12 protein-coding genes are annotated in these 12,597 nt (G+C 65.8%); 2 read left to right on the top strand and 10 right to left on the bottom strand.

Translation table 11 applies throughout. The features are described 5' to 3' along the window. Positions 1-35 precede the first annotated feature (35 nt). From DAT37_RS31530 to DAT37_RS31520, 3 genes are read right to left on the bottom strand one after another with little or no spacing between them, the layout of a single operon-like run. Positions 36-980 (bottom strand): alpha/beta hydrolase, encoded by a 945-nt coding sequence (locus DAT37_RS31530; RefSeq protein WP_109528469.1) that lies wholly within the window; start codon positions 978-980, stop codon positions 36-38. Between the two features lie 3 nt (positions 981-983). Continuing rightward, entirely contained in the window at positions 984-1,814 is an 831-nt protein-coding gene (locus tag DAT37_RS31525) for an SDR family NAD(P)-dependent oxidoreductase (RefSeq protein WP_109528468.1), read from the bottom strand. After that, positions 1,811-3,346, bottom strand: coding sequence for a flavin-containing monooxygenase (locus DAT37_RS31520; protein WP_109528467.1), 1,536 nt, complete (start codon positions 3,344-3,346; stop codon positions 1,811-1,813). Before DAT37_RS31520 ends, DAT37_RS31525 begins: the two co-directional genes overlap by 4 nt. A 69-nt stretch (positions 3,347-3,415) precedes the next feature. On the opposite strand from DAT37_RS31520, the gene DAT37_RS31515 reads away from it, so the two are divergent. Continuing rightward, the gene (locus tag DAT37_RS31515) at positions 3,416-4,072 is read left to right on the top strand and encodes a TetR/AcrR family transcriptional regulator (RefSeq protein ID WP_408637458.1); all 657 of its coding nucleotides are present in this window, start codon (positions 3,416-3,418) and stop codon (positions 4,070-4,072) included. 71 nt (positions 4,073-4,143) lie between these two features. Beyond that, positions 4,144-4,797 carry a Uma2 family endonuclease gene (locus DAT37_RS31510; RefSeq protein WP_109528628.1) on the top strand — a complete coding sequence of 218 codons (654 nt, stop codon included), beginning with the start codon at positions 4,144-4,146 and terminating at the stop codon, positions 4,795-4,797. A gap of 84 nt (positions 4,798-4,881) precedes the next feature. Here DAT37_RS31510 and DAT37_RS31505 read toward each other — a convergent pair whose 3' ends face one another. The 7 genes from DAT37_RS31505 to DAT37_RS31475 all read right to left on the bottom strand — a co-directional run bounded on the left by DAT37_RS31505 (position 4,882) and on the right by DAT37_RS31475 (position 12,596). After that, positions 4,882-5,226 (bottom strand): acyl carrier protein, encoded by a 345-nt coding sequence (locus DAT37_RS31505; protein WP_109528465.1) that lies wholly within the window; start codon positions 5,224-5,226, stop codon positions 4,882-4,884. A 117-nt stretch (positions 5,227-5,343) separates the two neighbouring features. Then, entirely contained in the window at positions 5,344-6,279 is a 936-nt protein-coding gene (locus DAT37_RS31500; protein WP_157978799.1) for an NAD-dependent epimerase/dehydratase family protein, read from the bottom strand. Between the two features lie 57 nt (positions 6,280-6,336). After that, entirely contained in the window at positions 6,337-6,885 is a 549-nt protein-coding gene (locus DAT37_RS31495) for a TerD family protein (protein WP_109528627.1), read from the bottom strand. A 156-nt stretch (positions 6,886-7,041) separates the two neighbouring features. Continuing rightward, the gene (locus tag DAT37_RS31490; RefSeq protein ID WP_109528463.1) at positions 7,042-7,230 is read right to left on the bottom strand and encodes a hypothetical protein; all 189 of its coding nucleotides are present in this window, start codon (positions 7,228-7,230) and stop codon (positions 7,042-7,044) included. 736 nt (positions 7,231-7,966) lie between these two features. Next, the gene (locus tag DAT37_RS31485) at positions 7,967-8,401 is read right to left on the bottom strand and encodes a type II toxin-antitoxin system VapC family toxin (protein ID WP_109528462.1); all 435 of its coding nucleotides are present in this window, start codon (positions 8,399-8,401) and stop codon (positions 7,967-7,969) included. Further along, positions 8,398-8,607, bottom strand: coding sequence for a type II toxin-antitoxin system VapB family antitoxin (locus tag DAT37_RS31480; protein WP_157978797.1), 210 nt, complete (start codon positions 8,605-8,607; stop codon positions 8,398-8,400). Before DAT37_RS31480 ends, DAT37_RS31485 begins: the two co-directional genes overlap by 4 nt. A 146-nt stretch (positions 8,608-8,753) precedes the next feature. After that, a complete protein-coding gene (locus DAT37_RS31475; protein ID WP_198654514.1) occupies positions 8,754-12,596 on the bottom strand; it encodes a multifunctional oxoglutarate decarboxylase/oxoglutarate dehydrogenase thiamine pyrophosphate-binding subunit/dihydrolipoyllysine-residue succinyltransferase subunit in 3,843 nt (1,280 codons plus the stop codon). Position 12,597: the final 1 nt, after the last annotated feature.

Here is a 12,597-nt window from a genome sequence, read left to right as displayed (position 1 = left end):
GCGGAACCATCGGCCGGTGGATACGGGGTGCGTGATCATCCTAGATCCCGGACCGACACCGGCTGTAACGCTTCACGCAGGAAATCGGCCAGTTCCCGCACCTCGGCGGCCGCGGCCCCGATCAGCCCGGCCTGCAGTTGCGCGACATGCCACAGTCCGCGTGTCCGGCTGAACCGGACGTGCACGCCCGCGTCGCGCAGCGCCGCCTCCAGCGTCAGGCATTGGTCGTAGAGCATCTCGCCCTCGTCGACCTGGAGGTAGGTCGGAGGCAGGCCGTGCAGTTCACCGCGCAGCGGCGCGTATCCGGAAACGTCGCCGTCGCCCGCGCCGAGGTAGGCCGCGGCGCACGAGCGTGACCAGGGCCGATTGACGACCAGATCGCGTTCGCGGTCGGGAATCAGGTTGGGGTCGCTCCACGGGGCGATGAGCCCGAGCGCGGCGGGGGTGAGCCCGTGGTCGGCGACGAGTCGCTGCGCGGTGGCGAGGGTGAGCCCGCCGCCCGCGGAATCACCCGCGATGGCGATCCGCTCCGGCCGGTGCCCCTTCTCCCGGACGAGTTCGAGGAACGCGGTCTCCGCGTCGTCGAGCGCGGCGGGGAAGGGATGCTCCGGCGCGAGCCGGTAGTCGAGCACATACACCGGGCAGTCGGTGCCGTGCGCGAGCCGGGCCGCCAGCGAGCGATGCGTGGTCAGCGAGCCGACCGTGTACCCGCCGCCGTGCAGGTACAGGATCGCGCCCGAGTCCGCCGCCCGCGCGCGCGGCCCGTCGATCGCGGTCGAGGCCGAGGTGATCCGCTCCGCGGGCCTGCCCGCCAGCCGCAGTCGTCGCACGACGGTGTCGTCGGGCACCGGCTGCGCGCGCGACATCACGTCCATGAGCACGCGCTGCGCCGCGAACGGCAGGCGATCGTTGAGGATGACGCGGAAGACGGGATCGAGCACCGCCCGCGCGAGGGGCAGCGGGATATCGAAATCGCGCATGGTCTACGGCAGGAAGGGTCGGTTGACGGCGGCGGAGATGCGCTGGTAGCCCGACGCGGTGATCCGCACGAACAGATCGAGCAGTTTGGCCTCCCAGCCGATGAGCACGCGGCCGTGGCCCTTGCGCACCCCTTCGGTGATGGTCTGCGCGGCCATCTCGGGGGTGTGGATCGCCAATTTCGCGTCGAACATCGATGCCGCGTTCTTGGCGTCGATGCCGTCGGCGTAGGTGGCGTTGCGGGCGACGGCGGTCTTGATGCCGCCGGGGTGCACGCAGGTCACCTTGACCGGATGCTTACCGACCAGCATTTCCTGGCGTAGCGATTCGGTGAAACCGCGCACCGCGAATTTGGCCGAGTTGTAAGCACTCTGGCCGGGCACGGCGATGAGCCCGAAGAGACTGGAGACATTGACGACATGGCCGGCGCCGGACTCCATGAGCAGCGGTAGGAAGGCCTTGGTGCCGTTGACGACGCCCCAGAAGTCGACGTCCATGATCCGCTCGATGTCCTTGAACTCGGACTTGATCACGTCACCGTGATAGGCGATTCCCGCGTTGTTGTAGATCTGGTGCACGACGCCGAAATGCGCTTTCACCGCATCGGCGTAGAGCAACACCGCCTCGCGTTCGGCCACGTTGAGCCGGTCCGATTTCACCTGCGCGCCGAGTTCCTCGCAGCGGCGCGCGGTCTCGGCGAGGCCTTCGGTGTCGATGTCGGAGAGCGCGAGCTTGGCGCCTCGTTTGGCCAGGTTCTCCGCGAGCGCCCGGCCGATGCCCGAACCCGCCCCGGTGATCACACAAACCTTGCCCGTGAAATAAGCGTCATTGCTCACGGTGCTGCCACCACTTTCAGATCGTTATGTGACGCGGCCGTCGTCTGATAGGCGTCCACGTCGAATGTCTTTGTCAGCCTACGGAATTCGAAGGTGAAATCGGGCCATAACGTGGTGTTGTTCCCATGTTTGTCCAGGTACCAGCTCGCGCAGCCGCCGGTATTCCACACGCTCTTGCCCAGTTTCGCCTGCAAGTCACGGTTGTAAGCGTCCTGGACGTCCTTGCGGACTTCGACAGTGCGCAGGCCCATTTCGTCGACGGTCGCCAGCGCGTCGGCGATGTAATTGATCTGTGATTCGATCATGTACACCATCGAGGTGTGGCCGAGGCCGACGTTCGGGCCGACCAGGAAGAACATATTCGGGAAGTTCGCGATCGACGCGCCCTTGTAGCCCTGCTGGCCGATCTCGTCGAACACCTCGCTGAGCGTGCGACCGTCCTTGCCGGTGATGGCCTCGTAGGTCGGCGAATCGGTCACGTGGAATCCGGTGGCCACGATCAGCGCGTCGATCTCACGCTCGGTACCGTCCTTGGTGACAATGGAATTCGCGCGGATCTCGGCGATGCCCTCGGTGACCAGGTCGACGTTCGGGCGGCTCAGCGCCGGGTAGTAGTTGTTCGAGATCAGCATGCGCTTGCAGCCGATCCGGAAGTCCGGGGTCACCTTCTTGCGCAGTTCGGCATCGCGAACCTCGTAGCGCAACTTGGCTTTCGCCAGCAGTTCGAATCCGCGCATCAGCGCGGGCACCTTGGCCAGGCCCACGACCTGGGTCTCACGCGCGGCGTAGATGGCGGCGCGCGACAGACGCTGGAAGCCGGGAATGTGCTTGAACGCCAGCCGTTCCGGCAGCGTGTAGGGACGATCCATGCGCGGAAGCAGCCAAGGTGCGGTGCGCTGGTAGACGTCGAGATGCGCGACCTTCGGCGCGATGGCGGGCACGATCTGGATGGCCGAGGCCCCGGTGCCGATGACCGCGACACGCTTTCCGGTCAGGTCGATCTCGTGATTCCAGCGGGCGGAATGGAAGGTCTCGCCCTCGAAGGTGTTGATGCCCTTGATATCCGGGAGCGCGGGTTCGCAGAGTCCGCCGACCGCGGAGACCACCGTGTCCGCGGTGAACTCGCCCTTCGACGAGCTGATCTCCCAGCGCGCGTCGTCGGCGTTCCAGCGCACACTCGTCACGTCGCAGTCGAAGATGTGCTTGTCGAGCACCCGGTGGCGCTCGGCGACACTTCGGATGTACTGGTAGATCTCGCCCTGCTTGGAGAACGATCGCGACCAGTCCGGGTTGAGCGCGAAGGAATACGAGTACAGGTGCGACGGCACATCACAGGCCGCGCCGGGGTAGGTGTTGTCCCGCCAGGTGCCGCCGACATCGTTGCCGCGTTCGAGGACCAGGTAATCGGTGCGGCCCTGCTGGCCCAGCCGGATAGCCAGCCCGAGCCCCGCGAACCCACTGCCGATGACGATCGTCCTGGCGTGGCGGGTGGGCCGGTCGCCGACAGCTTTGTCTGTAACCTTGCGACTCATATAAGCGAGAATACGGATCTATTGAGCGTCAGTCAACAGCTATTGAGTCACGTTCAGTAAGATGGCGGCGTGGCAAGAGAAGCGGGAGCGACCAAGCGTGTCCGGCTCACCCCGGAACAGCGCCGCATGCAGCTGATAACCCTCGGGGTCAAGATGCTCGGCGAACGCGCCATCGAGGACATCTCCATCACCGAGATCGCCGAACAAGCGGGCATCTCGCGCGGCCTGCTCTTCCACTACTTCCCGACGAAACAGGATTTCCAGCTGGCCGTCGTCGCGCAGGCGAACGCCGAACTCCTCGAACGCGTCGCCCCCGACCCCGCACTCGGGGTGCTCGACATGCTGCACGACTCGATCGGTCGCTACGTCGAATACGTCGCCGAGAACCGCGCCTCCTACCTGGCGCTGCTCCGCGGCCCGACCAGCGTGAGCCCCGACCTGAAACCACTGGTCGACCAGACCCGCGACGTCATCATCGGCATCATCCTCGCCGAAGCGCCGGTGCCGATCGAGCAGGAACGCAGGCCCCGACTCCTGCTCGGGATGCGAGGCTGGGTCGCGTTCGTCGAGGAAACGACCTTGACGTGGTTGCGCGAAGAACCCATCGGCCGCGACGACCTGGTCGACCTGCTGGTCGAATCCCTCGTCGCGCTCGCCTTCGCCCTCGATCCCGCGCTCGCCGAAGCATTGGGCCGTGCCGCGGTGCCCGCCGAACCCGCGCGTTAGGTCGAATCCGACGCCGGTGATAGCTGTTGTTGCTGCCGTCGTCCGTCGCTCGGGTGCATACCATGATCCATATGGCCGTGCCCGACGTCGATCGACCGGACCTCCCCGAATTCATGACGTGGGAGGAACTCGAAGAGCTGCCCGAGGAAATCGCCGCGCAGATCGAACTCTGGGATGGCCGCGTGGTGTGGGTGCGCCGCGGCCCCGGCGAGCACCAACGTTTCACCGTCCGCATGCGCAACGCCGTCGAGCGTTGTGCCCGCAAGAGCATGGCCGATAATCCCGAGACCTGTTGGCAGGTCGACGTCGAGACGAATGTCTTCCTCGGCGCCACGGGCAAGTCCGACTTCCTGACGCCCGATTTTCTCGTCTATCGCTGCCTGGAATCCCCGTTCCAGGACATCAGGGCGGCGGACACGCTCGTCGTCGGCGAAGTGCTGTCGCCGTCGAACAGTCAGTCCGATATGGAAGCGAAGAAAGGTCGCTACGCGAGCGCCGGTATCCCCTGGTACTGGGAGGTGACGATCGCGCGCACCGAGAGCGCCATCGCCATCGTCCGGGCCTATGCGCTGGAGACCGGGCACGGTCGCCTCCCCGACGGTGTACGTCCACTCCGCCCGGCCAACTATCTGCTCGCTGGAGAATGGACGTCCGCCGACGAGGAGGGGATCCGGATCGGGTTCCCGTTCCCGATCGAAATCCCTTGGAGCGAGCTCGCCTACTGATCGCGTCGGGGCTCGTCGCCATCCCGTCGCCGTCGTGGATCTGCCCCACGGGCGGTACGCGCCCGGGAATCGAGGCCGGTGCGATTACCTGTGTGGAGCAGGAGGTGGAGCACTGTCGGGTACGTACTCGGCGAGGAGCTGTTCCAGGGGCGCCGGTGCCGGACGGGTCGGCGCCGCGGCCTTGCGGACGACGAACGCGGCCGTGCGGTGGACGGTGCGGAAATTATCCGGATCCAGGTCATCGGTGTTCACTTCGAAATCGAAGGTGCGCTCCAACAGGGCGACGATTTCCAGTGCCCGCAGCGGTGTCACCAGGCCCATCTCGAAATAGTCGTCTTCGGCACCGATTTCGACTCCGGTGATCAGCCGTAATTGCCGCAGCAACTGTGCCGTCAACTCCGGGGCCGGGGCATACGTCTGCTCGTCCATCTACAGCCTCCTCGCCGAAAACTCCAGGTGGATACTCGGTTCGAAATTACCGCGCGGTGGGAGTGCGCGGATGCCCCCAATTCACGTGCCCCCGAAGGTGGCTGATCGCTACACGTACTACGGAGTGCCTGGAACCGGCCGAGTTTTCGGATCTTTGTCCGCCCAGGCGCGGCCGATGATCGTGTCGATATCGGAAGAGACCGTCGCCCAGTGCAGTTCGTTCGAGGCACGGGTGCTGTCGCCGACCAGTCGGCGCGGTTCGGTCGCGGCCGGGCGGTGCCGGACCGCGATGGCCTTGCCGGTGATTCGAGAGGTCGCCGCCACCAATTCGTTCACGCTGGTGCCGATGCCGCTGCCGATGTTGTATCGCAGGGAGACGCCGGGGTCGGGCAGGCGGGTCAGCGCGGCGACGAATGCGCTTGCGGCGTCATCGATGTGGAGGTAGTCGCGGACGGCGGTGCCGTCGCCGTTGACCGGCAGGCAGTGCAGTTCGCCGGAGGCGACGGCGAGCAGTCGCGGGATGATCCCGCCGTCGTCGGCATTGGACCCGCCGACGATATTGAACAGCCGCAGGATGACCGCCGACAGTGTGCCGGTGGCGGCTTGGGCGGTGATCGCCGCTTCGGCGGCCAGTTTGCTCGCCGCGTACGGATGCGGCGGGTCGTCGGGCATATCCTCGTGGATCGGCTGCCGATCCGGTGTGCCGTAGATCGCGGCGGTCGAAGCGAATACCAGGTGGCGGACGCCGACCGCCTCCATCGCCCGCAACAGGGCGACGGTGCCGCCCGCGTTCACCTCGAAATAGCGCAGCGGTTCGGTATGCGAATCGCGGGCGCGGGTGAGCCCGGCGAGATGACAGACCGCGTCGATGCCGTGCAGCGCGTGGGTGAGGGCGGCGACATCGCGCAGGTCGGCGGCCCGCATCGGCAGGTCGGCGGGCGCGAGTGACCGACCGCGATGCACCGAACCGATGACTGAGTGCCCACTGTCGCGCAGCGCCCGGCAGACCGCGCCGCCGAGGTAGCCGTTCGCACCGGTGACCAGGACTCGCACTCGGAACCTCTTCTGTCCGGCGGATATACACCTACGGGTGAAAAGCGCCGGCGTGGTTCACGAAAGGTAGGGGGCGAGCTGGGGAATCGCCTCGACCGGATGGTTCGCCTCGATGGCCACGCCGATCGGCTGATACTGCCATCCCCGCGCCGTCAGGACCAGCTTTCCGGGAACAAATCCCGTGCGATTCGGTCCGTTGTCCAGAATGTATCGGGCGAATTCGATGTCGTTGACACCGTCGACGAAGCGGCAGAAGGCGTTGTCGATCTGCTCGAACGATTGTCCGGCGTAGGAAGTGACCAGGTAGATGATGGTGGTGATAGTCGGCGACAGCCGGGTCAGGTCGACGGTGAGCACTTCGTCGTCGCCCGGTTCCTCCCCGGTGACGCTGTCGGCGAGCAGTCGCACCGCGCCGTCCTGGGATATCAACTGATCGTGATACACCGTATCGACGAGTATGTCGCCCTCGAACATCAGCGCGGCCGCGTTCAGATCGATATCGGGTCTGCCACCGGCCAGCCATCGACGGGTCTCCGGATCCCACCCCAGCCCCATCGTGACCCAGGCGAGTCCGGGCACACCCTCGTCATCAACCGTCGTGGACACCGACACCTACTTCTCGACGCGCGATACGGCACAATCACCGTCGCGCCGTCCAACGGTTCCCACCCTATGCGCAGAGCGCCCGCCGCGCGCCACGTCGAATCGGCACAACGGCCGCGTGGACACGAAATACCCGATTCGGCAAGGGAAATTACGGCCTCAATCCCACAGACGTGAACAGGGGAGAGGCGGCAATCCGTCTTGCAGTTCGTCGTCGACCGTCACTTCGAATTCCGGAAAACCTTCGGCCAGTTCATCGGCGACATTGCGGGCCTGTTCCGCCGACGCCGTGTAATCCAGCGAAAGGTAGTCGGATTCGATATGGACGTGACGTTTCGATAAACCCATACCCCACTCCTTCCGACCACCGCACCCCAACTCTGTCCAGAGTCCTCCCGAACGGTCGACCGTAGGACACGGCCGCATACCGACTGGGTATGGTTCCGATTCCCGCTCGCTCTCGAACGCGTGTTCGATTTTCGGTTGCCTCCGGCCATGGGCGCCTCGCGTAGGGGCCGTTCGGTCCACTCGCCCACGGGGACGACGGTGCCGCCGAAATGCGCCCACATGTGCGGGTCGAAGCAGCCCTTGCGACGAATCGTGCAGCCCTGCAACCGGATCGCGGTCCGCGGGTGCGGGCACCTCGGCGGCGGTGGCGGTGAGAACCCGCGCCGGGCGCGAGGAATCGGCGGGTACCTCGTTCGGTATCGCGGATCGAGCGTCCGGCCCCGGGGTGCGGCGCGGGCGTCACGTATTCGGAGAGGCGAGACGCGCAGCGGCGAGGTGGAGTTCATGGGGTTTCAGCCCGGTGACCTGGGCGAATTCGCGAAGGTCACGCAAGAGGCAGGTGCTCGTGCGGGCCTCCAGCGCCGCGTCCCCGGCCGACCCGCGGTGGCCCGCTTGTGAAAGTTGTTCGGCCGATGAGGTATTCACGTCGAACCTCCGTGCCGGGGGTCTTCGGCGTACCTGCCGCTGCGTCCGAACCCGCCCAGGCGGGCGTGCACCGCTCCCTCTCGGAATGCGACGCCACGCCGGACGAGAACGAAAGCAGCCGGTCCAGCACGGCGCTCTCTGCCGAGTGTTCTTACCGCTGATCAGGCACGATTCGCAACTGCCGCAGTTCCGGTACCGCGCGCTGGATCGTGATGAAGTCGGTGTCGTTGTGGATGACTGTCGCCTCGTGCATCAATGCCAGCGCGGCGATCTGGACGTCGGTCGTCTGTGCTCCGCGACCCGCGCCGCTCCTCCACAGAGCGGCCCTGATGTCGGCAACCTGCTCCTCGATCGGATCATCCATCGGAAGCCATTGGAAGACACGTCCGTACAGTTCGGTGATGAAGCTCAGGTCGGCCTTGTTCCTGGCGCTGTACCGTGCTTCGTCCATGGTGACTACACACGAACAGAGCACGCCGATCACTGCCAGTTCGTTCACCTTGCGCTCGACCGCCGCATTCGTCCGATAGTGGGACATGACCGATTGGTCGAGTAGGTACCTGGGGCGGATGCTGGGGGCGGTCACTCGCCTGATTTCTCGGCGGCGAGTTCTTCGGCGGTGAGAAACGGATTATGTTTCATCCGCGCCAGCCGACTCAGGGCCTCCCGCTGACGGTACCCCTGTACGAGTTCTGTCATCGCGAGATTGATCACGGCCTTCTTGGTGGTCAAGCCGGTCAGACGCAGCGCTTCGGACAGCACGTCATCGGGGATCTCAACGGTCGTCGCCATCGGTCCCTCCCTATATTTCAGAACTTTCGTATTCATAATATCAGTGATTCGTAATATCAGGGCCGAGGGATGGGATGGTTCCCCAACGACGACGCCGGGTCGATCGCTGGGGAACGCGATCGACCCGGCGTCGGGGTAGGACGTGACTAGCTGGTCGGCTCGAACGCCTCGGCGACGATCTCGGCCTGCTCCACGGCGTGGACCTTGCTCGAACCCGAGGACGGGGCCGACATGGCGCGGCGGGAGATGCGGCGCAGCTTCTTGAAACGCTCGGGGAGGGTTTCGGGGAGGTTCAGGCCGAAGAAGGGCCATGCGCCCTGGTTGGCCGGTTCTTCCTGGACCCACGCGATATCGGTGGCGTTCGGGTAGCCGTTGAGCGCCTCGTTGAGGCGGCGCACGGGCAGCGGGTAGAGCTGCTCGATCCGAACGATCGCGACATCCTCGCGCTTCTGCTTCGCCTTCTCGGCGGCGAGCTCGTAGTAGAGCTTGCCGCTGGTCATCACGATCCGCTTGACCTTGGAACGATCACCGGTGCCCGTTTCGTAGGCGGGCTCGTCGAAGACCGAACGGAACTTCGACTCGGTGAAATCCTTCAGATCCGAGACGACGGCCTTGTTGCGCAGCATCGACTTCGGGGTGAAGACGATCAGCGGGCGGCGGATGCCGTCCAGCGCGTGGCGGCGCAGCAGGTGGAAGTAGTTCGCCGGGGTCGACGGCACCGACACGGTCATCGAACCCTCCGCGCACAGCTGAAGGAACCGCTCGATACGACCGGAGGTGTGGTCGGGACCCTGACCCTCGTGGCCGTGCGGCAGCAGCAGCACGACGTCGGAGAGCTGACCCCACTTGGCCTCACCGGAGGAGATGAACTCGTCGATGATGGACTGCGCGCCGTTGACGAAGTCACCGAACTGCGCTTCCCACAGCACGAGTGCGTCCGGATTGCCCAGCGAATATCCGTATTCGAAACCGACGGCGGCGTATTCGCTCAGCGCCGAATCGTGCACCGCGAACCAACCCGGGTTCTCGCTGCCGATGTTGTGCAGCGGGGTGTACTCCTCGGCCGTCTTGCGGTCGATGATCACCGAATGGCGCTGGGTGAAGGTGCCGCGACGCGAATCCTGACCGGTCAGGCGCACCGCGAGACCGCCGTCGATGAGCGTGCCGAAGGCGAGCAACTCGGCGAAGGCCCAGTCGACCTTGCCCTCGTAGGCCATCTCGCGGCGCTTCTCCAGCACCGGCTTGACGCGCGGATGCACGTTGAAACCGTCCGGCACGTCGAGGAAGGCGTCGCCGATCCGTTGCAGCAGGGCCTTGTCGACGGCCGTCTGCACGGTCGTCGGCACCTTCTGGTCGTCCTCGACCGACTCGCTCGGCCCCGGGGTGTACTTCTCCAGCTCGCGGACCTCGTTGAAGACCCGCTCCAGCTGACCCTGGTAGTCGCGCAGCGCGTCCTCGGCCTCTTTCAGCGAGATGTCGCCGCGGCCGATCAGGCTTTCGGTGTAGGCCTTGCGGACCGAACGCTTGGTGTCGATGACGTCGTACATCGACGGCTGGGTCATCGACGGGTCGTCGCCCTCGTTGTGGCCGCGACGGCGGTAGCAGACCATGTCGATGACGACGTCCTTGCGGAACTTCTGCCGGAAGTCGACCGCGAGACGGGCCACCCAGTCGCAGGCTTCGGGATCGTCGCCGTTGACGTGGAAGATCGGCGCGCCGATGAATTTCGCGATATCGGTGGAGTATTCGGTGGAGCGGCTGTTCTCCGGGGCGGTGGTGAAGCCGATCTGGTTGTTCACCACGATGTGGATGGTGCCGCCGACCCGGTAACCGCGCAGACCCGACAGGTTCAGCGTCTCGGCGACCACGCCCTGACCGGCGAACGCGGCGTCACCGTGCAGCATCAGCGGCATGACCGAGAAACCCTCGGGGCCGTCGCCCTTGTCGAGCAGATCCTGCTTGGCGCGGACCAGACCCTCCAGCACCGGGTCGACCGCTTCCAGGTGCGAGGGGTTGGCGGTCAGCGAGACCTCGATCTCGTTCTCGCCGAACATCTGCAGGTAGGTGCCGCGCGCGCCCAAGTGGTACTTCACGTCGCCGGAGCCGTGGGTGGCCGCCGGATTCATGTTGCCCTCGAACTCGGTGAAGATTTTCGAGTAGGGCTTGCCGACGATATTGGCGAGCACGTTGAGGCGGCCGCGGTGCGGCATACCGATCACGACCTCGTCGAGCGAATGCTCGGCGCACTGGTCGATGGTGGCGTCCATCATCGGGATGACAGCTTCGGCGCCCTCGAGCGAGAACCGCTTCTGGCCGACGTATTTGGTCTGCAGGAACGTCTCGAACGCCTCGGCGGCGTTGAGCCGGTTCAGGATGTACTTCTGCTGCGCGACCGTCGGTTTGGCGTGCTTCTGCTCGACCCGGTCCTGGATCCACTGCAACTGCTCGGTTTCCAGAATGTGGGTGTACTCGACGCCGACGTGGCGGCAGTACGCGTCGCGCAGGATCGACAGCACGTCGCGCAGCTTCATGCGCTCCTGGCCGTGGAAACCGCCGACGTTGAATTCGCGGTCCAGATCCCACAGGGTCAGCCCGTGCTGGGTGACGTCGAGATCGGGGTGGCTGCGGAACTTTTCCTTGACCAGGCGCAGCGGGTCGGTGTCGGCCATCAGGTGACCGCGGTTGCGGTAGGCGGCGATCATCTCAAGCACGCGGGCGCTCTTGTCGACGCCGCGCTCGCGGATGTCCTGACGCCAGCGCACCGGCTCGTACGGCACACCGAGGGCGTGGAAGACCTGGTCGTAGAACTCGTCGGAGATCAGCAGGGTGTGGATGGTCCGCAGGAAATCGCCGGATTCCGCGCCCTGGATGATGCGGTGGTCGTAGGTCGAGGTGAGCGTCATCAGTTTGCCGATGCCCAGATCGGCGATGCGCTCGTCGGCCATGCCCTGGAATTCGGCGGGGTACTCCATCGCGCCCGCGCCGATGATGGCGCCCTGGCCGTTCATCAGGCGCGGCACGGAGTGCACGGTGCCGATGGTGCCCGGGTTGGTCAGCGAGATGGTGACGCCCGCGAAGTCCTCGCCGGTGAGTTTGCCGTCGCGGGCTCGCCGCACGACGTCCTCGTAGGCGGTGTGGAACTGCCCGAAGGTCATGTCCTCGGTGCTCTTGATGGCCGCGACCACCAGCGAACGGCTGCCGTCCTTGCCGGGCAGATCGATGGCGAGACCGAGGTTGGTGTGCGCGGGGGTGACCGCGTTCGGCTTACCGTCGACCTCGGCGAAATGCCGGTTCATGTTCGGGAACTTGCGCACCGCCTGCACGATCGCGAAACCGAGCAGGTGGGTGAAGGAGATCTTGCCGCCGCGGGTCCGCGCGAGGTGGTTGTTGATGACCAGACGGTTGTCGATCATCAACTTCGCCGGGATGGCCCGCACGCTCGTGGCGGTCGGGATGGCCAGCGAGGCGGACATGTTCTTCACGACCGTCGCCGCCGCGCCGCGGAGCACCTTGGATTCGTCGGAGGCCGGTTCGCCGGACTTGGGGCCACCGGTGGTGGGCGCCGCGTTCGACAGCGGCGCCGGGGTGGTCTGCGGGGCACGGGTGGCCTTGGCCGCCGGAGCCTGCGCGGGCTTTGCGGCGGCGGGCGCCGGCTTGGCGGCGGGCGACGTGGCCTTGGCGGCGGCGGGCGCGGCCTTCGCCGGTGCGGGCGCCGGTGCTGTCTTCACCGCTGCCGGTGCGGTCTTCACGGCCGCCGGTGCGGTCTTCACGGCCGCCGGTGCGGCGGGCGCCGAATCGGTTGCGGGAGGTGTCGTCTGAGGAGTGGGCTGGTCGCCGGTCACTTCAGGGGTGTAGTCGGCGAGGAACTCGTGCCAACTCGCGTCGACAGAGGATGGATCCTCCTTGTATTTGAGATACATCTCGTCGACTAACCACTGGTTCTGTCCGAACTGGGAAGTTGAGCTGCTCACAGCAGGTGTTCGCCTCATT

This window comes from Nocardia aurea, assembly GCF_003123685.1.
Classification (GTDB): Bacteria; Actinomycetota; Actinomycetes; order Mycobacteriales; family Mycobacteriaceae; genus Nocardia; species Nocardia aurea.
Note: the sequence above shows the minus strand (reverse complement) of the source record. Positions and strands in the feature narration are given on the sequence as shown.

What these genes read in the sequence shown, in the direction of transcription:
- DAT37_RS31490 (WP_109528463.1), bottom strand. Translation starts at nt 7,230, where the DNA reads ATGGGTTTATCGAAACGTCACGTCCATATCGAATCCGACTACCTTTCG.
- DAT37_RS31480 (WP_157978797.1), bottom strand. Translation starts at nt 8,607, where the DNA reads ATGGCGACGACCGTTGAGATCCCCGATGACGTGCTGTCCGAAGCGCTG.
- DAT37_RS31530 (WP_109528469.1), bottom strand. Translation starts at nt 980, where the DNA reads ATGCGCGATTTCGATATCCCGCTGCCCCTCGCGCGGGCGGTGCTCGAT.
- DAT37_RS31520 (WP_109528467.1), bottom strand. Translation starts at nt 3,346, where the DNA reads ATGAGTCGCAAGGTTACAGACAAAGCTGTCGGCGACCGGCCCACCCGC.
- DAT37_RS31475 (WP_198654514.1), bottom strand. Translation starts at nt 12,596, where the DNA reads ATGAGGCGAACACCTGCTGTGAGCAGCTCAACTTCCCAGTTCGGACAG.
- DAT37_RS31510 (WP_109528628.1), top strand. Translation starts at nt 4,144, where the DNA reads ATGGCCGTGCCCGACGTCGATCGACCGGACCTCCCCGAATTCATGACG.
- DAT37_RS31505 (WP_109528465.1), bottom strand. Translation starts at nt 5,226, where the DNA reads ATGGACGAGCAGACGTATGCCCCGGCCCCGGAGTTGACGGCACAGTTG.